The sequence below is a fragment of the Cronobacter malonaticus LMG 23826 genome (genome assembly GCF_001277215.2).
Classification (GTDB): Bacteria; Pseudomonadota; Gammaproteobacteria; order Enterobacterales; family Enterobacteriaceae; genus Cronobacter; species Cronobacter malonaticus.
In genome coordinates this window covers 647,205-668,076 of the sequence record NZ_CP013940.1, presented here as the reverse complement: position 1 = coordinate 668,076, position 20,872 = coordinate 647,205, and the positions used below count along the sequence as shown (strand labels likewise).

Sequence of the window (20,872 nt, the reverse complement as noted above, 5' to 3'; positions counted from 1 at the left end):
CTGCGGTCCTTATTTCCATTCATCATCAATCGTGAGCGTGAGCGTGCGCGACTCGCGCAGACGCCTGTACCAGTGCAGGGATTTTTTTGGCCGCCGCGCGCGCTGGTTTGCTAAGTCAATTTCGACCAGGCCATAACGGTTTTTAAACGCGTTCATCGGCGAGACGTTATCGGTAAACGCCCACAGCATATAACCCTGGCAATTGGCCCCCGCCTCGCGCGCCAGCAGCGTCTGGTACAGATGCTCGCCGATAAACCCGATGCGGTAGTCATCTTCAATCACGCCGTCGGCGTTGCGAAACTGCGCTTCGTTTTCGACACCCATCCCGCTCTCCGCGACAAACCACGGAATGTTGCCGTAATCGTTTTTAAGCCGCATCGCCATGTCGTAAATGATGCGCGGGTAGATCTCCCAGCCGCGTGATTTGTTCATTCGCCGCCCCGGCAGCTCGAACGGCTCGTAGTAATACGCCGGATGGAACGGCGTCTCCGGGTGCCAGGCGCGCGACGGCGCTTTGACGCGATGCGGGTAATAAAGATTGATGCCAAGTTCATCCACGGCGTTATCGCGAATAATCGCAAGCTCCTCTTCGCTGTACTCCCACGCCACGCCATGCTTCTCCAGCAGTTCCATAAGTTCAGGCGGATAGACGCCCTTGACTAACGGGTCGAGAAACACACGGTTATAGAAGAGATCGTAGCGTTCGGCGGCGCTCACATCGTGCGGCGCACGCGAACGCGGATAGGTCACTTCCGGGTTCAGGATCACCCCCACGCTCCCCGCGTAGCCCTTCTCGCGAAACAATTGCACCACTTTCGCAGTGGCGAGCGTTTTATGGTGGTTCCACTGCATCCAGGTGGCGGTGTTCTGCTCATACGGCCAGCGCAGCGCGTCGAGATAGACGCGCGTCTGTACCACAATCGGTTCGTTGAACGTAAACCAGCGCGACACTTTGTAGTGGTAGCGCTCGAACACTTTTTCGGCGTAGAGAACGAAAAGCTCGACCACCTTTTTGGACGACCAGCCGCCGTAGGTCTCAAAGAGATAGCCCGGCAATTCATAGTGCTCAAGGCAGATCATCGGTTCGACGCCCGCCGCCCTGATAGCATCCAGAAAGCGGTCGTAATACGCCGCGTACTCTTCATCAACGACGCCGTTTTCATAATCGGTGAAAAAGCGCGACCAGTTGATCGACGTGCGATAGTGCGTCAGCCCCGCCTGTTTCATCAGCGCCACATCTTCTTCGTAGCGGTTGATAAGATCCGTCGCGCCCGCCGGGCCGTAGCCGTCGTGCCAGACGTGGCGGTCGTTTTGATACCAGAGATCGAGCCAGGAGTCCTGGCCCGGTTTTTTGCCGCTCCATCCTTCGGTCTGCCAGGCGGACGACGCCGCGCCGAGAATGAAATCCTGCGGGATAGCGAGAGTTTTTTCGCTCATGCGGTCCTCATACGTTTTTCGCGGTTTCAACGCGGGTGGCTTCTGCCTGCGCCTGCTCCGCGCGGCGCGACGCAATCTTCACAAACGGCAGATAGATAAGAATGGACACCAGAATGCAGACCAGCTGCGTGACGACCGCGCCCATGGAGCCTGCGGTGGAGAGCCAGGCGTTAATCAGCGGCGGCGTGGTCCAGGGCACCATCACCACGGCTTTCCCAGCAAAGCCCATGACGGTTGCGAAATAGCCTATCGTGCCGGTCACCAGCGGCGTGATGATAAACGGCACCGCCAGGATCGGGTTGAGCATAATCGGCATCCCGAAGATAACCGGTTCGTTGATATTGAAAATGCCAGGGCCAAAAGAGAGCTTGGCTATCTCTTTCATCTCTTTGCGTTTGGTGGCGATCATCACCGCGATCAGCAGGCCGATGGTCAGCCCGGAACCGCCGATGCTCATATAGACATCCCAGAACGGCATCGTGATGATGTTCGGTACCTCTTTGCCCTGCTCGAAAGCGCTCATGTTGACGGTAATCGCGCCGAGCAGCAGCGGTTCGCGAATCGGCTTAATCATCTGGTTGCCGTGAATGCCGATCACCCAGAAAAGCTGGGCGACGAACATCAGCAGCAGAATACCTGGCAGGCTTTGCACTACGCGCTCCAGCGGCTGCTGCACCACCTGATAGACCGCGTCGTAGAGATACATGCCGGTCACCTGATGGAACACAAAACCAAACGTGGCGATAGCGGTAGTGGTAATGATCGCCGGGATCAGCGCCGAAAATGACGCCGAGACGTTTGGCGGCACGGTATCGGGCATTTTGATTTTTAGCCCGTCGCGGTGCTCAAGCCAGGTGTAGATCTCAACGGAGAGAATGGCGATAAACATCCCGAGGAACAGGCTGCGGGTGTCGGAGAACTGGCGCAGCAGCACATCTTTCACCACGTGCATTTCGCCATCCACCAGCATTTCGACCGTGGTCGGCGTCACGCAGATAAAGCAGATCACCGCCAGCAGGCCGGGAAAGAGCGTCTTGATGCCGTTGATACGCCCAAGCTCAATGCCAATCAAAAACACCGCGCCGATGTTTAAGAAGTTCAGCGTCGCGTAGTTAATGGCGCTGGTGATGGGCTTGAGCGCCGCCAGAAACGACAGCGCCTGAAAGCTCGCCAGCCCGTTTTTCGGGTCGAGCACCATATTGGAGATCAGCACCGAAAAAGCGCCGACGATAATCACGGGCATCAGCGTAATAAACGACGCTTTAATGGCCATGATATAGCGGTAACTGTTGAATTTAGTCGCGAAACTGCCCAGAGAATCGATCAACTTTTCCTGGAACGCCATAGGGTGTGCCCTCTTTGAATGTGGCTTTTTTAATGGAAAGGTTACCGCTGAACACCTTTTTTGGTATGCCAAAAATAGGATCGTGCAGCAGATTTATCTGTGACGCTTCTCCCACAAACGGCCATTGGTATTCCAAATAATGAATTCTCTATAAGTTGGTATACCAGAAACAGAGCGGGTGTGAACGAGTCGACAGCGTGCGCGGGCGTTCCCGTAGCCGCCGGGCTTGTGTGTTAAACTCCATCGAATCACGACGACAACGGGAGCGAAGGGAATGGTGACAATGCGGGATGTTTCAGTTCGGGCCGGCGTTTCCAAAGCGACCGTTTCACGCGTGCTGAACAACACAGGCCAGGTAAAAGAGAGCACCCGCGCGCAGGTGTTCCGGGCGATGGAAGAACTGGGATACCGCCCTAACCTGCTGGCTCGTTCGCTGGCGCACCGCACCAGTAACAGCATTGGTCTGGTGGTATCGAGTTTTAACGGGTTTTACTTCGGGCGTTTGTTGCAGCAGGCGTCGCGCCAGACCGAGGCGCACGGCAAACAGCTTATCGTCACCGATGGCCACGACACGCCCGCGCGCGAGCTGGAAGCCGTGCAAATGCTGGCGGACAGACAGTGCGACGCCATCGTTCTCTACACCCGCCATATGAGCGAAACCGCGATTATGGAGCTTATCGATAACACCGCCGTGCCGCTGGTGATCATCAACCGCGACGTCAGCCAGGCGCGCGAACGCTGCGTCTTTTTCGAACAGCAGGACGCGGCTTTTCAGGCCGTGGAATATCTGATTGAACAGGGGCATAGGGAAATCGCCTGCATCACGGTATCTCTCGCCACGCCTACCGGCCAGGCGCGTCTGCTCGGCTATCGTCGCGCGCTGGAAAAGCACGGCATCGCCGGGAACGAGGCGCTGATTAAAAACGGCGATTCGAGCATGAGCGGCGGCCACGCGCGCTGTAAAGAGCTGCTGGAGCGCGGTGTGCGCTTTACTGCGCTGTTCGCCTGCAACGACGATATGGCGCTCGGCGCGTCAAAGGCGCTCTACCAGGCGGGCCTGCGTATTCCTGAAGATGTGTCGCTGTTCGGCTTCGACGACGCGCCGAGCGCCGCCTGGCTGGAGCCGGGGCTCTCGACGGTCTGTCTGCCGATCGAAGATATGATAACCACCGCCATTGAAAGCGCGGTGCGGCTGGCGCGCGACGAGCCGCTCGCCGCGATCCCGCCGTTCACCGGGACGCTGGTGTTGCGGGATTCCGTAGCCCCCGGCCCTTACGCCGTCGCGCCGTTAAAAACGCTCAAGCGCCAGTAATTCGTCGATCGTCTGACGACGGCGAATGGTGCGCGCCTCGCCGTTTTCCAGCAGCACTTCCGGCAGGAGCGGGCGGCTGTTGTAGTTAGACGACATCGACGCGCCATACGCGCCGGTATCATGCAGCACCAGATAATCGCCCGGACGCACCGCCGGCAGCGCGCGGGTTTCCACTTTGCCGCCTTCCTGCTGCGTAAACACATCCCCCGACTCACACAGCGGCCCGGCAACCACCGTTTCCAGCAGCGGCGCGTCGCGCAGGTCGCGGCCATCCGCCGCCAGCGCGGAAATATGGTGATAGCTGCCGTACATCGACGGGCGCATCAGATCGTTAAAGCCCGCGTCGATCAGCACGAAATGGCGCGATCCCATCTCTTTAACGCTGCGCACCTGCGCCACCAGCACGCCCGCTTCCGCCACCAGAAAACGCCCCGGCTCGATCTCAAGTTTGATCGGATGACCAAAGTGCGCGGCGATCTGCTCACGGGCGCGGTTCCACAGGCCGAAATAGTGGCCGGTATCGATGGTTTCGTCGCCCTCGCGGTAAGGAATGGACAGCCCGCCGCCAGCGGAGATCGCCTCCAGATCCTGGCCGAACTCGATCACCTGGCTTATCATCGCGCCGCACACGCGCTCCAGATGCCCGTAATCGACGCCGGATCCGATATGCATGTGCATGCCAACCAGCTTCAGCTGATAGCGCTGCATCACCGCCAGCGCCGCCGGGAGATCGCTGTACCAGATGCCGTGTTTGCTGTTCTCGCCGCCGGTATTGGTTTTCTGGCTGTGGCCGTGGCCAAAGCCCGGATTGATGCGCAGCCAGACGCGATGCCCTGGCGATACCGCGCCGAGCTGCTCCAGCATATCCACCGAGCCTGCGTTGACCGGCACGCTCAGTTCATGCACGCGGGCGATGGTGGCGTCGTCCAGCACATCCGCCGTAAATACGATATCGTCCGGGTTCTGGCGCGGATTGTAGCCCGCGGCGATAGCGCGTTCGATCTCGCCGAGCGACACGGAATCCACTTTTACGCCCGCCTCGCGCATCAGGCGCAGAATATGAATATTCGAGCAGGCTTTCTGGGCGAAACGAATAACGTCGAACTGGCGCAGGCGGTCAATTTGCGCGCGAATTATCTGCGCGTCATAAACCCAGACCGGGCCGCCGTACTGCGCGGGCAGCGGCAGCAGCGTGTCGGCGTTAAGGGCGCTGTCGGTGTGATAAAGCGAACGTGGCATGGCGAGACTCCTTTAAGCTAATGCCTTTATTACGCCACAGCCGTTAGCGAAGAAAAAATATCGTTTTCTCGTGAGTCTATGCAAAAATGATATGGTTTTTCATTGCCCGGCACTGGTAGAGCGAGTAAGCAGAGCGCACCCGCCAGCGGCGACGTATCTGTTGTTGTAGGGCGGGTAAGCGCAGCGCACCCGCCAGCGGCTCTCTGGCAACACACCACTTCCACCAACGAGGAACCCGCAATGCCTGGCGTCACGCTCCGCCATATCGAAATCTTTCACGCGGTCATGACCGCGGGCAATCTCACGGAGGCGGCGGCGCTCCTGCGCACCTCGCAGCCCACCGTCAGCCGCGAACTGGCGCGCTTTGAGAAACTCATTGGCCTGTCGCTCTTTACCCGTAGCCGCGGACGGCTGCATCCCACCGTCCAGGGCTTGCGCCTGTTTGAAGAAGTGCAGCGCTCCTGGTATGGGCTTGACCGAATAATCAGCGCCGCCGAAAGCCTGCGCCAGTTCCGCCAGGGCGAGCTTTCCATCGCCTGCCTGCCGGTTTTTTCGCAGTCGCTGCTGCCGCTGGTGTTAAAGCCGTTTCTGGATAACTACCCGGACGTGAGCCTGAACATCGTGCCGCAGGAGTCGCCGCTGCTTGAGGAGTGGCTCTCCGCCCAGCGTCACGATTTAGGCATTACGGAAAATACCGCCACGCCCGCCGGCACCGAGCGCCTGACGCTACTGACGTTAAATGAGGTATGCGTGTTGCCCGCAGGCCATGTGCTGGCCGATAAACCGCAGCTTACGCCGCAGGATTTTGCGGGCGAAAACTACATCAGCCTGTCGCGTACCGACAGCTACCGGCAACTGCTTGATTCCCTCTTTCAGGAGCATAACGTGCAGCGGCGCATGGTGCTGGAAACCCACAGCGCCGCGTCAGTCTGCGCGATGGTACGTGCAGGCGTGGGCGTATCGATAGTAAACCCACTGACAGCGCTCGATTACGCGGCAACGGGCATTGTGGTGCGCCGCTTCAGCGTGGCGGTGCCTTTCACTGTGAGTCTCATCCGCCCCCTGCACCGCCCCGCTTCCGCGCTGGTGGAGGCGTTCAGCCAGCATCTGCAGCAGCAGATGAAAGGGCTTAGCGACACGCTGGAGGCGATGCTGGTCAGTCCTGGTCGCCCAGCATAAAGTTCACCGCATCGGCGGCGTGCAGCGCGGCGGTGTCGAACACCGGCAGCGGGCAATCCTGCGCGCCGAGCAACAGGCCGATTTCGGTACAGCCGAAAATTACGCCCTGCGCGCCTTGCTCTGCCAGGATCTCAATCTGCTGCTGATAGTAGCGTTTTGATTCTGCGATGATTTTCCCAAGACACAGTTCATCGAAAATAATCTGATTAATGCGCAAACGCGCAGGCGCATCCGGGATAAGCGATGTGATGCCAAACCCGTCTTCCAGCCGCGCGCGGTAAAAATCCTGCTCCATGGTGTAACGGGTGCCGAGCAGCGCCACCTTGCGCAGCCCCGCCTGTTCGATGGCGCGGCCCGTCGCGTCGGCGATATGCAAAAACGGCAGCGCGCAACGCGCTTCAATCTGGTGCGCCACTTTATGCATCGTATTGGTACAGAGCACGATGGCCTGCGCGCCGGCGCGTTCTAAACCGAGCGCCGCCTGCGCCAGTATTTCGCCCGCCTTCTCCCATTCGCCGCTCGCCTGGCAGGCTTCGATATCGTGAAAATCGACGCTGTGCAGTAGCAGTTGCGCGGAGTGCAGCCCGCCGAGTCGGTCGCGCACGCCTTCATTAATTAACCGGTAATAAGGGATGGTCGATTCCCAGCTCATGCCGCCGAGCAAGCCTACTGTCTTCATCGTTGCCTCCTGTTTGCGCTTCCCCGGTTATAACATGCTCACAGAGCGGAACAAATGTGATCCGCCCGCCATTTCCCGGCGCGGTATGTTCTTTTCTGTCAGATGCCAGGATAGATTAATTGAAACAACGTTTCACAAATCAGAGGCTCGGCATGTTTATCTATCACAAAGAGACGACGCTTGAGGATTTGGGCAATGGCGTCACGCGCCGCATTCTGGCCCACGGCGGCAAAATGATGGCGGTGGAAGTGAATTTTGACGCCGGTGCGGTCGGCCCGATGCACTGCCATCCGCATGAGCAACTGACCTATGTGCTCTCTGGCGAATTTGAATTTACCATCGGTGAAGAAACCCGCCGCGTAAGTGCGGGCGATACCCTCTATAAACAACCGAATATCATGCATGGCTGCGTCTGTATTACGCCCGGCACGCTGCTCGACACCTTTACGCCAGTGCGTGAAGATTTCCTGAAGTAAATCGCGCCTATAAAAAAGCCGCCCGAAAAGGCGGCTTTTTTGTCAGCTCAGCGGTATCAGGAGAGCAGCGCGTCGACGTCAGCAGGGCGTTGCACCATAACCTGCCGCTTCGCGATGACATCACGCACCAGTACCAGTGCGCAGGCGCTGATAAAGCCCAGCATCGCTGCCAGGATAAGCACCAGCGCCTTGCCCGGCCCGTCGCTTTTCACCGGCAGCGAAGGCGCCATCTGATAGTGGAACGGCTGAAAATCCACATCGGCCAGGTTCAGCTTTTTCAGCTCCGCGAGGCGATATTCACGGTTCTGGATGGCGGCGTTCAGCGCCGTGACATCGGTGATTGAGCGTTCAATAGCGAGCTTCTGCGCCAGGCCGTCAGCCCCAAGCGCAATCGAGTAATCCGGGTCGTCTTTCACCGCTTGCCCGTTACTGTAAACCGGTTTTTTAATGCCTGCGGCGTTCGCGACCTGCAACGAATAGTTCAGACGCTGAATCGCGATTTTATGCTCGTTATCCAGCTTATTACGCTCAATCACCAGGCTACTCTCTTCCGATTTCGCTTTCAGCTCAACAATCGCGCGCAGATTCTCCAGCACCTCTCGCTGTACGGCCAGCGCCGCATAGTTGATGTATTCCTTTAACACGCGCTGCGCATCATGGGCTTTCGGCGCGGTAAAGCTCAGCGTCCAGGAGCTGTAAGGCGAGGCTGTCGCCGCTTTCGGGTTGTCGTTAGAGGTCATTTTGATGCGCTGCGCCACCAGCGTAATAGCGCGTTGCAGGCTTTCCGTATCGCCCTGCGCTTCCTTTACCTGCGCCTGCACCCACGGCGAAGTCCGCAGGAATTTCTCCTGAAGCGCCCGCGAATCGAATTTTTTAAGAAACATATTTTCGAGCGTAGCGGCATCGATAGCGGCGTCGACATCCAGTACTTGAAGATCGACCAGTACGCGCTGTAGCTCAATGAGCTGGGGCGTTTCAGGAATGGAAACCACCGCCTCGCTGGTCCATTTTTGCGGCAGCAAAAAGGCCAGCGCCAGCCCCATCACAATGAACAGGGCAGTAATCGAAATAATCACCTTGCGGGATTTAAAAAGCACGTCGACAAGCGCAAACAGATCTATTTCAGCGCGCTGCTGGTCGAGAAGCGGGTAATCCGGCGCAGAGGCGAGCGGATTATTCTTGATATCTATCGATGACATAGTGAGTGCGTTACGTTAAATGAAGCTGCTGTTGAAGTCGAAATTAATCTCACTGAAACAATATGCGTGCGAATTGTTTCAGCGGGCAAATGAATTGCTTTTAGAAAAGCGACGGGCGCATACAGTTATCTCTTTGACAAAATTCAAAAAAGTATGCAAAACAGAGAAACATATCCTTGTTAGGAGTAGAGGTACTGCATCCGTAATCATCATTATTACGAATAATCCTAATTTAGCGCAAACACTTATTTACGTGCCTACCAAAAGTTGTATGCCCCTCCCGTCGGTAAAAACAGCGCTGCTTCAAAAAACCAGAACAGCGTTTCGACCATGATCACATTTCCGCCATTTATCGAATGACGGCGAAATAAATAGCAATAAAATAAATTAAAACACCGTTTCAGAAACAAGAAACAGAGGTTCAATAAATAATAAAAGACGCGATCTTCATCACGTTAATCTCGCCATATTTTCATGGCAAAACGTTATTGGCATCGCGATAGCAGGGCCGCCCGGCCACGCCTTTCCGGGTCTGGCCCGTTCGCTGTCGCGCATTACAGCACGCACATCCGATCCGATTAATACACCCTTGAATGCCAGGTAGGTATGTATGAATGAAAACAAGCTTCTGGGTCTGGCCTGGATATCGCCCTATATCATCGGGCTGATAGTCTTTACGGCCTTTCCTTTTGTTTCCTCTTTCGCGCTCAGCTTCACCGAGTACGACCTGATGAATCCGCCGGTGTTTAACGGTATCGAAAACTACCGTTACATGCTGATGGATGACGATCTCTTCTGGAAATCGATGGGCGTGACGTTCGCCTACGTGTTCCTGACTATCCCCTTAAAGCTCGCCTTCGCGCTCGGCATCGCGTTTGTGCTCAATTTCAAACTGCGCGGCATCGGCTTTTTCCGCACCGCGTATTACATTCCGTCGATTCTCGGCAGCTCTGTGGCCATCGCCGTGCTGTGGCGCGCGCTGTTCGCCATTGATGGGCTGCTGAACAGCTTTATCGGCGTGTTTGGGTTAGATCCGGTGAACTGGCTTGGCGAGCCGTCGCTGGCGCTGATGTCCGTCACGCTGCTGCGCGTCTGGCAGTTTGGCTCCGCGATGGTGATTTTCCTGGCCGCGCTACAAAACGTGCCGCAGTCGCAGTATGAGGCAGCGATGATCGACGGCGCTTCGAAGTGGCAGATGTTTATAAAAGTGACGGTGCCGCTGATTACGCCGGTTATCTTCTTTAACTTTATTATGCAGACCACCCAGGCGTTCCAGGAATTTACCGGCCCGTATGTGATTACCGGCGGCGGCCCGACCTATTACACCTATCTCTTCTCACTCTATATCTACGACACCGCCTTTAAATATTTCGATATGGGCTACGGCGCGGCGCTCGCCTGGGTGCTGTTCCTGGTGGTGGCGCTCTTCGCCTCCATCGCTTTCAAATCCTCGAAATACTGGGTCTTCTACTCCGCCGATAAGGGAGGCAAAAATGGCTGATATCCAACAAGGGCAACTGGCCCCCCGCCCGGCCATCAGCGCGGGCGACCGCGAAGTGGCGCGCACGCTGCGGCGTGAAAAAGCAAGCCGCGCCGTCCGTTACGTGATTCTGCTGCTCGTCGGCCTGTTAATGCTCTACCCGCTGGCGTGGATGTTCTCGGCGTCGTTTAAACCCAACCACGAGATTTTCACCACGCTCAGCCTGTGGCCGACGCACGCGACCTGGGACGGTTTTATCAACGGCTGGAAAACCGGCACCGAATATAACTTCGGGCATTACATGATGAACACGTTTAAGTATGTGATCCCAAAAGTCGTGCTGACGGTTATCTCCTCCACCATTGTGGCGTACGGTTTCGCGCGCTTTGAGATCCCGTGGAAGAAATTCTGGTTCGCCACGCTTATCGCCACCATGCTGCTGCCGAGCACCGTGTTGCTTATCCCGCAATACCTGATGTTCCGTGAAATGGGGATGCTCAACAGCTACTTGCCGCTCTGGCTGCCGATGGCCTTCGCCACCCAGGGGTTCTTCGTCTTTATGCTGATCCAGTTCCTGCGCGGCGTGCCGCGCGACATGGAAGAAGCGGCGCAAATCGACGGCTGCAACTCCTTCCAGGTGCTGTGGTATGTGGTGGTGCCGATCCTCAAGCCGGCCATGATCTCAGTCGCGCTGTTCCAGTTTATGTGGTCGATGAACGACTTTATCGGGCCGCTGATTTACGTCTACAGCGTCGATAAGTATCCGATAGCGCTGGCGCTCAAAATGTCCATCGACGTGACCGAAGGCGCGCCGTGGAACGAAATTCTGGCAATGGCGAGCATCTCAATCCTGCCGTCCATCATCGTCTTTTTCCTGGCCCAGCGTTACTTCGTGCAGGGCGTGGCCAGCAGCGGAATCAAAGGTTAACAGGGGATTATCATGGCTGAAGTTATTTTCAATAAGTTAGAAAAAGTCTATTCCAACGGCTTTAAAGCGGTTCATGGTATCGACCTGAAAATCGCCGATGGTGAGTTTATGGTGATTGTCGGGCCGTCGGGCTGCGCCAAATCCACCACGCTGCGTATGCTCGCGGGCCTTGAAACGATCAGCGGCGGCGAAGTACGCATCGGCGAGAAGCTGGTGAATAACCTGGCGCCGAAAGAGCGCGGCATCGCGATGGTGTTTCAGAATTACGCGCTCTACCCGCATATGACGGTGCGCGAAAATCTGGCGTTCGGCCTGAAGCTCAGCAAACTGCCGAAAGAGCAGATTAACCGCCAGGTAGATGAGGCCGCGAAAATCCTTGAGCTGGAAGAGCTGCTCGACCGTCTGCCGCGCCAGCTCTCCGGCGGCCAGGCGCAGCGTGTGGCGGTGGGCCGCGCGATTGTGAAAAAGCCGGATGTCTTTCTCTTCGATGAGCCGCTTTCTAACCTCGACGCCAAACTGCGCGCCTCGATGCGTATCCGTATTTCCGATTTGCATAAGCAATTGAAAAAGAGCGGCAAACCGGCCACCACGGTCTACGTGACGCACGATCAGACTGAGGCGATGACCATGGGCGACCGCATCTGCGTGATGAAGCTTGGCCATATTATGCAGGTGGATACGCCGGACAACCTCTATCACTACCCGAAAAACATGTTCGTGGCGGGCTTTATCGGCGCGCCGGAGATGAACATCAAGCCCGGCAAACTGGTGGAAGAAGCAGGTCAACTGCTGATCTGCATCGGTGATAATCGCCTGGCGCTGACGCCGCGTCAGCAGGAGAAAGTGACCGCGTACGCCGGGCAGCAGGTTTTCTTCGGCATTCGCCCGGAATATGTCTCAATCTCCGATACGCCCTGTGCCGAACCTTGCGGTGCCGGTGAGCTGGTGCGCGTGGAGAATATGGGTCACGAATTTTTCGTCTATCTCAGGGTGGCGGATTTCGAAATGACCTGCCGCATCCCTTCCGATGAAGCTAAGCCGATGATTGAAAAGGGCCTTCACCGCAAGGTGTTTTTTAAGTTCGACATGAATAAGTGTCATCTTTTTGACGCCAAAACAGAACAGAACCTCACTCTCTGACAGGAGTCTTATAATGAAAAAAACCCTCGTTAGCACAGCATTAGCGTCTACCCTCACCCTCTGCGCGCTGCCGTCGCACTCGGCGGAAAACGTCGAACTGCGGATGTCCTGGTGGGGCGGCAATGGCCGTCACCAGGTCACGCTGAAAGCGCTGGAGGAGTTTCACAAACAGCACCCGGAAATTAGCGTTAAGCCGGAATACACCGGCTGGGACGGCCATCTTTCGCGACTCACTACCCAAATCGCGGGCGGCACCGAGCCGGACGTGATGCAGACCAACTGGAACTGGCTGCCGATTTTCTCGAAAAACGGCGACGGGTTTTACGACTTAAATCAGGTGAAAGAGATTATCGACCTGAGCCAGTTCGATCCGAAAGAGCTGAAGTCCACCACCGTTAACGGCAAGCTGAACGGCATTCCGATCTCCGTTACCGCGCGCGTGTTCTACTACAACAACGAAACCTGGAAAAAAGCAGGCGTCGACTACCCGAAAACCTGGGACGCGCTGATGGCAGCGGGCAAAACGTTCGAGTCGAAACTCGGTAAACAGTATTACCCGGTTGTGCTGGAGCATCAGGATGTGCTGGCCCTGCTCAACTCGTACATGGTGCAGAAATACAATATTTCGGCGGTGGATGAGAAAACCAAAAAATTCGCGTACAGCAAAGAGCAGTGGGTCGAGTTCTTCGGCATGTATAAGAAGCTTATCGACAGCCACGTCATGCCGGACACCAAATATTATGCCTCGTTCGGCAAGAGCAACATGTATGAGATGAAGCCGTGGATCCAGGGCGAGTGGGCGGGCACCTATATGTGGAACTCCACCATTACCAAATACTCCGACAACTTAAAGCCGCCTGCGAAGCTGGAGCTTGGCGCCTACCCGATGCTGCCGGGCGCGAAAGATGCAGGGCTGTTCTTTAAACCGGCGCAGATGCTCTCTATCGGTAAATCGACCAAACACCCGAAAGAGGCCGCGCAGCTGATTAACTTCCTGCTGAACAGCAAAGAGGGTGTCGCAGCGCTGGGCCTTGAGCGCGGCGTGCCGCTCAGCAAAGCCGCGGTGGCGCAGCTTACCGAAGCGGGCGTGATTAAAGATGAAGATCCGTCGGTGTCGGGCCTGAAGCTGGCGCAGTCGCTGCCGACCACGCTTGCCGTTTCGCCCTATTTTGACGATCCGCAGATCGTGTCGCAGTTCGGCACCGCGTTGCAGTATATCGATTACGGCCAGAAATCCGTTGAAGACGCCGCGGCAGAATTCCAGCGCCAGGCGGAGCGTATCCTGAAACGCGCGATGCGCTAAGGGTAGTTTCTGTTGCAACTCCGCCTGTATGTGCGGGGTTAGGTAAACGTGGTGAAGATATTGTCCGGCGGGTGCGCTGCGCTTACCCGCCCTACGCTAACAGCAGGATTACCTACTTTGTAGGGTGGGTAAGCGCAGCGCACCCACCACATCCGGCATCATCCCCCTGTAGGGTGGGTAAGCGTAGCGCACCCACCACATCCGGCATCATCCCCTTGTAGAGTGGGTAAGCGTAGCGCACCCACCACATTCGCACTACATCCCGCACAGCTAAACGCTCCCCATAAAAAAACCTCCACGCGGGAGGTTTTTTATCTGCGCATTACGCTTAACGTGCCAGCCAGCCGCCGTCGACCGCCACGGTATAACCGTTAATGTAATCTGACGCGCTGGACGCCAGGAACACCACCGGCCCCATCAGGTCGCTCGGCAAACCCCAACGGCCCGCCGGAATGCGGTCGAGGATTTCGGCGCTGCGCTGCTCATCGGCGCGCAGCTGCTGGGTGTTATTGGTTGCCATATACCCCGGCGCAATGGCGTTCACGTTGATATTGTTTTTCGCCCACTCGTTCGCCATCAGGCGCGTAATCCCCATCACGCCGCTTTTCGACGCGGTATAAGACGGCACGCGAATACCGCCCTGGAAGGAGAGCATCGACGCAATATTAATAATTTTCCCGCCGTTGCCCTGGGCGATGAACTGCTTCGCCACGGTCTGCGACATAAAAAACACGCTCTTAATATTCAGGTTCATTACGTCGTCCCAGTCCTGCTCGCTGAAGTTAATCGCGTCTTCGCGGCGGATAAGCCCTGCGTTATTCACCAGAACGTCAATGTGCCCGAACTCGGCCACCGCGCGCTGGATAAGCGCCGGGATCGCGTCGATTTTACGCAGGTCAGCCGTCAGGCTCAGAAAACGGCGGCCCAGCGCAGTCACACGCTCAATGGTTTCCGCCGGTTCGACAATATTAATGCCCACGATATCGCAGCCCGCTTCTGCAAGACCCAGCGCCATACCCTGACCAAGACCGGTATCGCAACCGGTGACGATCGCGACTTTACCCTGAAGAGAGAATGCATCCAGAATCATGTGTGTTTCCTTGTTATCGGGCCTGTCTGTGACAGGCGTGACCGTAATAAGGCTGCCCGCTGTTTACGCCTTCTCCTCGCCACAGGATATCGATGCCATAAAACGCCAGGTAACAGGCGGCCCGACACCTGTCGCTTTATGCCATCTCACGATGACTGCGCGTTAAAAGAGAAAGCGGGAAGTTAATAAAACAGCAAAACAGCGTTTCGTTTTTCGAGATGACATCCATCTTAAACGTAGCGAAACGCCTTTTCAATTATAAATAAAACAATGTTTCATTTTAATGATTACATCTTGCCGGATTTGATGATGCGGTCACGTTTATCACGTTAGCCCGACGGTCAAACTCTCCTCGCTCTGCAAATTTAGCTTTTAAAATCATATGACTATAATTTTATGGCGCGATTTTAATGAAAAGGCTACCGCCCGTTGCCCGGCATCCGTCGATACCGCTTTCGCGCTGATTTTGTCCAAAAATACTCTTTCCATTAAAACAGTTGAGCAGAAATGCGCCCACAGTCACACATATTGAAACAGTGTTTTGATAATTTATATTACTGTTTTCGAAATCTAATCAGCGAACGCCAGCCGGCAACGTAAGGAGCAGACAATGGCTAAAGGCATGCGGGTGAAACTTCAGTATCAGGTGAGTATTGACCCGGATACCGGGGCGGAAGTCACCCGTTTAACCCCACCGGAAGTGACGTGTCACCGTAATTATTTCTACCAGAAATGCTTTTTTAACGATGGCAGCCACCTGCTGTTTGCCGGCGAATTCGATGGTCACTGGAACTACTATCTGCTGGATCTTGAAAACGCCGAAGCGGTACAGCTTACCGAAGGCGCGGGCGATAACACCTTTGGCGGTTTTCTCTCGCCGGACGACAAATACCTTTACTATGTGAAAAACGATCGCGTACTGCGCGAAGTTAACCTCACCACGCTTGCCGAGCGCGACGTCTATCGCGTGCCGGAAGCGTGGGTCGGCTATGGCACCTGGGTGGCGAACAGCGACTGCACCAAACTGGTCGGGATAGAAATCGCGAAAAGCGATTATGTGCCGTTAAGCGACTGGAAAATCTTCCATGATTTCTTCCATAAAGGGCCGCACTGCCGCCTGCTGCGTATTGACCTGCAAACCGGCACCAGCCAGACGATCCATGAAGAGAAAATCTGGCTGGGGCACCCGATTTACCGCCCGTTCGACGACCATACCGTCGCGTTCTGTCATGAAGGCCCGCACGATCTGATCGATGCCCGTATGTGGATGGTGAATGAAGACGGCAGCAACGTGTGTAAGGTAAAAGAACACGCCGAGGGTGAAAGCTGCACCCATGAATTCTGGGTGCCGGACGGTTCCGCGCTGGTCTATGTCTCTTATCTCAAGGGCAAACAGGGCCGTACGGTTTACCGCTACCTGCCGGAGCGCGGCGTTAACGAAGAGATCATGCCGATCCCGGCCTGCTCGCACCTGATGAGCAACTTCGACGGCACGCTGCTGGTGGGCGATGGCTCCGGCACGCCGGTCGATGTGAAAGACACCGGCGGCTATACCATTGACAACGACCCTTATCTTTATGTCTTTGATGTGAATGATAAATCCTATTACCGCGTGGCGCGTCACGATACGTCCTGGGAGACGTTTGCCGGCAGCCGTCAGGTGACGCATCCGCATCCTTCTTTTACGCCGGACGGTAGCGCCATCCTTTTCAGTACCGATAAAGACGGCAAACCGGCGGTCTATCTTGCAAAATTACCCGAACAGCGTGAAATGCTGAGCGTGTCATAATAATAAGCGTCCTGTTTCCGTGACTGACCTTTGCCCTCCTCTCCTGGAGGGCTTTTTTATTTTTTCATGTTTAAGGTAAACCCGGCAGCTTAATTAGAATGAGCGCATGCGAAAAATAAATTAATTTACAGCGGCCATAAAAAAACCGCCCCTGCATGGGCGGTGTGCTTATTCTCAGTAGCACACTATCAGGAAACAGCAAAACAGAATTAACGCCCCGCCATAACGAGGGCGAAAATTTATCAGAAGCTGTATGCCACGCCGACACGTAAACGCGTCTGGCGCTCGTCAGATTCTTTTACGCCGATATTCCCGACCTCAAAATAGGGCGCCCAGTTCTTATCAATTTTATAAGCCAGTTTGGCGTTATATTCGTTGGAATATTTTTTCCCGTTATTACGGGTAAAGCCTTCTTCGCTCTGGGCATAGACATAGTTAAGCTCGGTGCGCCAGTCACCCAGCGCAAAACCCACCCAGGCGTCGCCACGGTTAACTTTATCGTCATCATCTTTACCGTCCGGCACGCGGGTATATTCGTAACGGTAGCGTGCCGCAACATAGAATCCATTCTCAAAGCTATACTGCACATGGATGTTGGGCTTATAAATCGTTTTGCTGTCAACGCTTTCAATAGTGAACGCCGGCGTGACAGCAATAGCGTCGGTCGCTTTCCAGCGCCAGCTAATCTGGTCTTCATGGCCATTACCGACAACTTCATTAAATGGACGCGACTGATCGTCGCCGCCGGTTTTCCATTTCGCCTCAACGGAAAAACCGAACCCATTATCAAAACGGTGTGAAACCGCGACGCGATCGGCGTTGATACCGCTATCAATGTACTCGTGACGTAAATCGACAGTTACCGCTTGCGCCGCGAATGAGAACCCACAGAGGACAGCCAGAGCCAGAGCTTTCTTAAACATAAAATACCCCAATAAAATATCGTTTCATTTTTATGAAACTGAATTTTATTTTTAAATATAGGTTATTTTAGCGATCCGGATCGCAATACTTTGTTTCAAAAATAACGAAAAGAAAGCGCGTGATTCAGCTCAATAAAACAACAGCCAAAAAGCTAAAAAGCATGTTTTTAATCACAGTTTATTTTTAATGCGCACGAGAAAGGTTGCTGATGTTTTTTTAAAGTCTGGGGATTAACTCAAAGGAAGGGAATAGTAAACCTGGTAACCGATATAAAAGGTATAATTACGCCTCAGGCATTATTAGCAGCCAAAGTAAGCGCGCTTTGCTTAACCGGCAAAGCGCTTAACAAGAAAGAAAAAGAATTAATCGCGCTCAATCGCCAGCGCCACGCCCTGTCCGCCACCGATGCATAGCGTGGCAAGCCCTTTGCGAGCTTCACGTTTTACCATTTCATGCACCAGAGAGACGAGAATACGGCAGCCAGACGCGCCAATCGGATGCCCCAGCGCAATCGCGCCGCCGTTAACATTCACCTTGCGCTCGTCCCACTCCAGTAGCTTACCGACTGACAGCGTCTGTGCCGCGAACGCCTCATTAGCCTCGATAAGATCAACATCATTGAGCTGCCAGCCCGCGCGCTCCAGACAGCGGCGCGTGGCGTAGACCGGCGCAATGCCCATCAGCGCCGGATCGACCCCCACGCTTGCGAAGGCGCGAATGCGCGCCAGCACCGGCAGCCCCATCTCCTGTGCTTTGCTGGCGCTCATCATCAGCACCGCCGCCGCGCCGTCATTCATTGACGAAGCGTTTCCCGCCGTGACGCTCCCGAGGCGATCGAAAGCGGGCGACAGACGCGCCAGCGCTTCGGCACTGGTATTAGCGCGCGGCTGCTCGTCGGTATCCACCACCAGCGGCGCGCCCTGCATCTGTTCAATCACGACCGGCACGATCTCGTCACGAAACCGGCCGCTGTCGATGGCTGCCCGCGCCTTATGCTGCGACGCAAGCGCGTACGCATCCTGATGTTCGCGGCTGATGTTATATTCACGCGCCAGATTTTCCGCCGTGACGCCCATGTGGTAATCGTTAAACGCGTCCCACAGCCCGTCATGCACCAGGCTGTCGATGATATGACTGTCGCTTTGCGCACCGCTGCGCCCTTCGGTCAGCACATGCGGGGCGCGGCTCATGTTCTCCTGCCCGCCGGCAATCACTACATCCGCCTCTCCGCACTGAATCGCCTGCGTCGCCAGATGCAGCGCCTTCAGTCCAGAGCCGCATACGTCGTTGATGGTAATCGCCGAAACGGACCACGGCAGGCCACTATTCAACGCGGTCTGCCTCGCCGGGTTCTGGCCCGCACCCGCGGTCAGCACCTGGCCCAGGATCACTTCATCGACATCCAGCGGATCGAGACCGGTGCGCGCCAGCAGCGCCTCAATGACCACCGCACCGAGTTCCACCGCCGAGCGACGCGCAAGCTGGCCCTGAAAGCAGCCAATGGGCGTGCGTGCGGCCCCTACAATTACCACATCTTTCATTGTTATCTCCGGGAAGTGAACCGGGACATAGTAGCTGCTTGTTATAAAATCATTTCGTAAATGTTTAAAAATTGGTGAGGGGTATCACAAGGAATCTGCGCCGCGCGCCATAGGGCGTCGGCACAGGTTTAAGGGAGTGACGCAGAGCTAATAGCGTTCTGGCAGTTTATTGATTGATTTAAGGCGTCCGCGTGAAATATCGATATAGTCGCCTTTTCTTAAATCGCTAAAGACTTTAAGAATATAACTCTGGGAAAGATTGGTTTTGCCGCGAATAAAATCGCAGGCGTTAATTTCATCACGCTCCTGCTCATCTTTCGCGGCCAGTTCAATTAAACAGTTGCGAATAAGCGTATAGGACTGCCGCCCGAGGTAGTGGTAACTCTTCCAGTAGAGCACGTCGTAATACCACGAGACAACCAACAGCAGTTCGCGCCAGAGCTGGCGTGCCTCGATGATAGCCTCAAACTCACCGCGCGGCACGATCCGCGCCTCGCATGCCGATTCAGCTTTAACCATGAAATGGCGGCTGAACTGATTATTGTAGGTAATGCCAAGTAGCTGAGGCCGCGTCGATTCAATCATCATCAGGCTGTCCATGACGCGGTGCATCGACAGGCTACCCTGCTCTATTACAATAATATGATCGGGCTGTACGGGAATATGCGCGCCACTGGCAAAATGGCGCAGCTCACCACTCTTTTTCAGGGCACTAATAAGAAGATGGATGGCCTCTTCGGGCCGTTCAGGAAGCGGATAAGTTTCCATGCTGATAGCACGCACCAGAGATATCGTTACCGATCAGCATAGTAAAAAGTGTGCAACGCGCCGCCCCATTTTTTCATAATGAGACGGCGTGTTAATAAAACAACTACAGAAAGAACTTATTCTCTCCACGCCGACACTGAAATACGCTGAAGTTAACGTCGTATCAGCGTTTACTTAATGCCAGTTTTACAGCAAACAGCAGGAACACGCCGCCCGTGACGCGATCCATCCATTTCACTACACCCGGTTTTTTCAGCACGCCTGACGCGTAGCGGGTGGCGACAATCAGCGTCAGCGACCAGAGTGTGCCGATCAGCGCATGGATGGCCACCAGCAGGAATGTCCAGACCATTGGCGAATGCCCGGCCGGGATAAACTGCGGCAGAAAGGAGACATAGAACACGCCCATTTTCGGGTTCAGCACATTGCCCAGCATGCCGCGCAGAAAACTGTTGCTGGCGCGCGCTTCATTCCCCTGGCGGGTATCAAACTTGGTGCGCGGGCGCAGCAGCAGCTGAATACCAAGCCAGCAGAGGTAACCCGCACCGCAACACTTCAGAATCGAATACGCCATTTCAGACACGGCGAACAGCGCTCCCAGACCAAACGCCACCAGCGCGCCCCAGATAAAACAGCCGGCATCGATGCCAAGCGCCGCCTGAAAAGCTTTTTTACCCCCGTCCGCCGCCGCGGTACGCAATATAAGCGCCGTATCCAGCCCCGGCGTCAGAGTTAACAGCGTAGCCGCGAGGGTATACGCAAGCAGTGCATCAGTAACCGACATGTCTATCCTCCGAAAAGAAAAATCTTATAGAAGAAAAACTGGCCCGGCAATTGGGAGTTAGTTACGCAGGGGGATGATAAATCTATCAAATTAATCTGGACTAAAACTAAACCCAGTGGGAACTCATAGACGAGTTGTCGGACACTGTTATGCCGTGAAATAAAGAATGTGAATGGCGCAGGGCAGCCTGCGCTATTCAGGTATGAGATCAGAAAATTAAAGGATTGATCGGGCTATTTGCTGACGACTATCGCGTTTT

18 protein-coding genes are annotated in these 20,872 nt (G+C 55.3%); 8 read left to right on the top strand and 10 right to left on the bottom strand.

The genetic code is table 11. The features are described from left to right. Positions 1-9: 9 nt before the first annotated feature. Positions 10-1,437, bottom strand: a complete 1,428-nt coding sequence (locus AFK66_RS03150; protein ID WP_023898052.1) for a glycoside hydrolase family 1 protein — start codon at positions 1,435-1,437, stop codon at positions 10-12. Positions 1,438-1,444: 7 nt separating this feature from the next. Continuing rightward, on the bottom strand, positions 1,445-2,782 hold the full coding sequence (locus tag AFK66_RS03145; protein ID WP_007700846.1) for a PTS sugar transporter subunit IIC: 1,338 nt from the start codon (positions 2,780-2,782) through the stop codon (positions 1,445-1,447). Between the two features lie 274 nt (positions 2,783-3,056). Between AFK66_RS03145 and AFK66_RS03140 the strand changes: the two genes are divergently transcribed. Then, a complete protein-coding gene (locus tag AFK66_RS03140; protein ID WP_007795990.1) occupies positions 3,057-4,094 on the top strand; it encodes a LacI family DNA-binding transcriptional regulator in 1,038 nt (345 codons plus the stop codon). On the opposite strand, the gene lysA is transcribed toward AFK66_RS03140, so the two are convergent. Continuing rightward, positions 4,071-5,333: a diaminopimelate decarboxylase gene (lysA, locus tag AFK66_RS03135; RefSeq protein ID WP_007777857.1), complete on the bottom strand. Its 1,263-nt coding sequence runs from the start codon at positions 5,331-5,333 to the stop codon at positions 4,071-4,073. The genes AFK66_RS03140 and lysA overlap by 24 nt on opposite strands. Positions 5,334-5,573: 240 nt before the next feature. On the opposite strand from lysA, the gene AFK66_RS03130 reads away from it, so the two are divergent. Beyond that, positions 5,574-6,512 carry a LysR family transcriptional regulator gene (locus tag AFK66_RS03130; protein WP_023898049.1) on the top strand — a complete coding sequence of 313 codons (939 nt, stop codon included), beginning with the start codon at positions 5,574-5,576 and terminating at the stop codon, positions 6,510-6,512. On the opposite strand, the gene AFK66_RS03125 is transcribed toward AFK66_RS03130, so the two are convergent. Continuing rightward, a complete protein-coding gene (locus AFK66_RS03125) occupies positions 6,490-7,191 on the bottom strand; it encodes an aspartate/glutamate racemase (RefSeq protein WP_007777866.1) in 702 nt (233 codons plus the stop codon). The two genes, AFK66_RS03130 and AFK66_RS03125, sit on opposite strands and share 23 nt — an antisense overlap. Positions 7,192-7,343: 152 nt before the next feature. On the opposite strand from AFK66_RS03125, the gene AFK66_RS03120 reads away from it, so the two are divergent. Beyond that, on the top strand, positions 7,344-7,667 hold the full coding sequence (locus AFK66_RS03120; protein WP_004385694.1) for a cupin domain-containing protein: 324 nt from the start codon (positions 7,344-7,346) through the stop codon (positions 7,665-7,667). Positions 7,668-7,723: 56 nt separating this feature from the next. Here AFK66_RS03120 and wzz(fepE) read toward each other — a convergent pair whose 3' ends face one another. Next, the gene (gene wzz(fepE), locus AFK66_RS03115) at positions 7,724-8,866 is read right to left on the bottom strand and encodes an LPS O-antigen length regulator Wzz(fepE) (protein WP_023898047.1); all 1,143 of its coding nucleotides are present in this window, start codon (positions 8,864-8,866) and stop codon (positions 7,724-7,726) included. A 610-nt stretch (positions 8,867-9,476) separates the two neighbouring features. On the opposite strand from wzz(fepE), the gene AFK66_RS03110 reads away from it, so the two are divergent. From AFK66_RS03110 to AFK66_RS03095, 4 genes are read left to right on the top strand one after another with little or no spacing between them, the layout of a single operon-like run. Further along, positions 9,477-10,367 carry a carbohydrate ABC transporter permease gene (locus tag AFK66_RS03110; protein ID WP_007700813.1) on the top strand — a complete coding sequence of 297 codons (891 nt, stop codon included), beginning with the start codon at positions 9,477-9,479 and terminating at the stop codon, positions 10,365-10,367. Further along, positions 10,360-11,274 (top strand): carbohydrate ABC transporter permease, encoded by a 915-nt coding sequence (locus AFK66_RS03105; RefSeq protein WP_023898046.1) that lies wholly within the window; start codon positions 10,360-10,362, stop codon positions 11,272-11,274. The genes AFK66_RS03110 and AFK66_RS03105 overlap by 8 nt, the downstream gene beginning before the upstream one ends. A gap of 12 nt (positions 11,275-11,286) precedes the next feature. Then, complete coding sequence (locus tag AFK66_RS03100; RefSeq protein ID WP_007777875.1) at positions 11,287-12,414, top strand: ABC transporter ATP-binding protein; 1,128 nt, start codon at positions 11,287-11,289, stop codon at positions 12,412-12,414. Positions 12,415-12,427: 13 nt separating this feature from the next. Then, a complete protein-coding gene (locus AFK66_RS03095; RefSeq protein ID WP_007777877.1) occupies positions 12,428-13,717 on the top strand; it encodes an ABC transporter substrate-binding protein in 1,290 nt (429 codons plus the stop codon). Positions 13,718-14,045: 328 nt separating this feature from the next. On the opposite strand, the gene kduD is transcribed toward AFK66_RS03095, so the two are convergent. Continuing rightward, complete coding sequence (gene kduD / locus AFK66_RS03090; protein ID WP_007777879.1) at positions 14,046-14,807, bottom strand: 2-dehydro-3-deoxy-D-gluconate 5-dehydrogenase KduD; 762 nt, start codon at positions 14,805-14,807, stop codon at positions 14,046-14,048. 610 nt (positions 14,808-15,417) lie between these two features. Between kduD and AFK66_RS03085 the strand changes: the two genes are divergently transcribed. Continuing rightward, positions 15,418-16,596, top strand: a complete 1,179-nt coding sequence (locus AFK66_RS03085; protein WP_007777883.1) for an oligogalacturonate lyase family protein — start codon at positions 15,418-15,420, stop codon at positions 16,594-16,596. A gap of 242 nt (positions 16,597-16,838) precedes the next feature. Here AFK66_RS03085 and AFK66_RS03080 read toward each other — a convergent pair whose 3' ends face one another. The 4 genes from AFK66_RS03080 to AFK66_RS03065 form a co-directional block, all read right to left on the bottom strand. Next, positions 16,839-17,519 carry an oligogalacturonate-specific porin KdgM family protein gene (locus tag AFK66_RS03080; RefSeq protein WP_007777886.1) on the bottom strand — a complete coding sequence of 227 codons (681 nt, stop codon included), beginning with the start codon at positions 17,517-17,519 and terminating at the stop codon, positions 16,839-16,841. Positions 17,520-17,882: 363 nt separating this feature from the next. Further along, the gene (locus tag AFK66_RS03075) at positions 17,883-19,061 is read right to left on the bottom strand and encodes an acetyl-CoA C-acetyltransferase (protein WP_007777888.1); all 1,179 of its coding nucleotides are present in this window, start codon (positions 19,059-19,061) and stop codon (positions 17,883-17,885) included. A gap of 147 nt (positions 19,062-19,208) precedes the next feature. Beyond that, a complete protein-coding gene (locus AFK66_RS03070) occupies positions 19,209-19,829 on the bottom strand; it encodes a helix-turn-helix domain-containing protein (RefSeq protein ID WP_007777889.1) in 621 nt (206 codons plus the stop codon). Between the two features lie 163 nt (positions 19,830-19,992). Continuing rightward, positions 19,993-20,613 carry a LysE family translocator gene (locus tag AFK66_RS03065; RefSeq protein ID WP_007777891.1) on the bottom strand — a complete coding sequence of 207 codons (621 nt, stop codon included), beginning with the start codon at positions 20,611-20,613 and terminating at the stop codon, positions 19,993-19,995. Positions 20,614-20,872: the final 259 nt, after the last annotated feature.

Excerpts from the sequence above, each read along its gene's own strand:
- AFK66_RS03110 (WP_007700813.1), top strand. The coding sequence starts at position 9,477 with ATGAATGAAAACAAGCTTCTGGGTCTGGCCTGGATATCGCCCTATATC.
- AFK66_RS03140 (WP_007795990.1), top strand. The coding sequence starts at position 3,057 with ATGGTGACAATGCGGGATGTTTCAGTTCGGGCCGGCGTTTCCAAAGCG.
- AFK66_RS03130 (WP_023898049.1), top strand. The coding sequence starts at position 5,574 with ATGCCTGGCGTCACGCTCCGCCATATCGAAATCTTTCACGCGGTCATG.
- AFK66_RS03120 (WP_004385694.1), top strand. The coding sequence starts at position 7,344 with ATGTTTATCTATCACAAAGAGACGACGCTTGAGGATTTGGGCAATGGC.
- AFK66_RS03095 (WP_007777877.1), top strand. The coding sequence starts at position 12,428 with ATGAAAAAAACCCTCGTTAGCACAGCATTAGCGTCTACCCTCACCCTC.
- AFK66_RS03075 (WP_007777888.1), bottom strand. The coding sequence starts at position 19,061 with ATGAAAGATGTGGTAATTGTAGGGGCCGCACGCACGCCCATTGGCTGC.
- AFK66_RS03085 (WP_007777883.1), top strand. The coding sequence starts at position 15,418 with ATGGCTAAAGGCATGCGGGTGAAACTTCAGTATCAGGTGAGTATTGAC.
- AFK66_RS03080 (WP_007777886.1), bottom strand. The coding sequence starts at position 17,519 with ATGTTTAAGAAAGCTCTGGCTCTGGCTGTCCTCTGTGGGTTCTCATTC.
- kduD (WP_007777879.1), bottom strand. The coding sequence starts at position 14,807 with ATGATTCTGGATGCATTCTCTCTTCAGGGTAAAGTCGCGATCGTCACC.
- AFK66_RS03145 (WP_007700846.1), bottom strand. The coding sequence starts at position 2,782 with ATGGCGTTCCAGGAAAAGTTGATCGATTCTCTGGGCAGTTTCGCGACT.
- AFK66_RS03065 (WP_007777891.1), bottom strand. The coding sequence starts at position 20,613 with ATGTCGGTTACTGATGCACTGCTTGCGTATACCCTCGCGGCTACGCTG.
- AFK66_RS03070 (WP_007777889.1), bottom strand. The coding sequence starts at position 19,829 with ATGGAAACTTATCCGCTTCCTGAACGGCCCGAAGAGGCCATCCATCTT.
- AFK66_RS03105 (WP_023898046.1), top strand. The coding sequence starts at position 10,360 with ATGGCTGATATCCAACAAGGGCAACTGGCCCCCCGCCCGGCCATCAGC.
- lysA (WP_007777857.1), bottom strand. The coding sequence starts at position 5,333 with ATGCCACGTTCGCTTTATCACACCGACAGCGCCCTTAACGCCGACACG.
- AFK66_RS03150 (WP_023898052.1), bottom strand. The coding sequence starts at position 1,437 with ATGAGCGAAAAAACTCTCGCTATCCCGCAGGATTTCATTCTCGGCGCG.
- AFK66_RS03125 (WP_007777866.1), bottom strand. The coding sequence starts at position 7,191 with ATGAAGACAGTAGGCTTGCTCGGCGGCATGAGCTGGGAATCGACCATC.
- AFK66_RS03100 (WP_007777875.1), top strand. The coding sequence starts at position 11,287 with ATGGCTGAAGTTATTTTCAATAAGTTAGAAAAAGTCTATTCCAACGGC.